This is a genomic window from Aminobacter sp. P4_D5 (assembly GCF_056401815.1).
Genome location: NZ_JBFUIP010000742.1, coordinates 1 through 700, shown reverse-complemented (window position 1 = coordinate 700; position 700 = coordinate 1). Strand labels below are relative to the sequence as shown.

The following is a 700-nucleotide window of genomic DNA, read 5'->3' as shown; positions in this document are numbered from 1 at the left end:
GCGCTGAGCCCTCCTCAATCCGCGGTGATCCCCGCCGCACGAATGACTTCGCGCCAGGCCGCCACCTCGTTCCGCGTCAGCTCCGCCAGCGCCTCCGGCGTGCCGCCCATGGGCTGCACGCCCTGCCGCTGCAGCGCCCCGAGCGTGTCCGCATCGGCCAGCGCCGCATTGGTCAGCGCGTTCAGCCGCGCGACGATCGGCGCCGGCGTGGCGGCCGGCGCATAGACCGCCCACCAGCCCTCCACGAAGAAGTCCGYGAGCCCCGCCTGGGCCATGACCGGCACCTCCGGCAGCACCGGGCTGCGCGCCCGCCCGGTCACCGCCAGCGGCCGGATCGTGCCGGCCTGGATATGCGCGAGGAAGCCGAGCGGGTGGTAGAACATCGCGTCCACCTGGCCGGAGATCAGGTCCGTCACGGCCCGCCCGCCGTCGCGATAGGGGACATGGGTGGTGCTGACGCCGCCGCGCAGGTCGAAGAGCGCCTGGGAGAGATGGCCCGTGGTGCCGATGCCGGCGGAGGCGAAGGTCAGGTTGCGCTGCTTCGCCAGCGCCACCAGCTCGGCCACGCTGGACGCGCCGAGCCCGGGCCGCACGCCGAGCACGACCGGCGTCTGCACATAGGCGGCGACGGGCGCGAAGTCGCGCACGGGGTCGTAGCCGATGTCGCGGACCAGGCTCACATTCACAGCATGGGTGCCGC

Annotated in this window: 1 protein-coding gene; it reads right to left on the bottom strand. The window is 73.7% G+C overall.

Translation table 11 applies throughout. From position 1 onward, the window contains the following. Window positions 1-14 precede the first annotated feature (14 nt). A partial coding sequence (locus AC1DWF_RS34710; protein ID WP_476843015.1) for a tripartite tricarboxylate transporter substrate-binding protein occupies window positions 15-700 on the bottom strand: 686 nt, incomplete at its 5' end.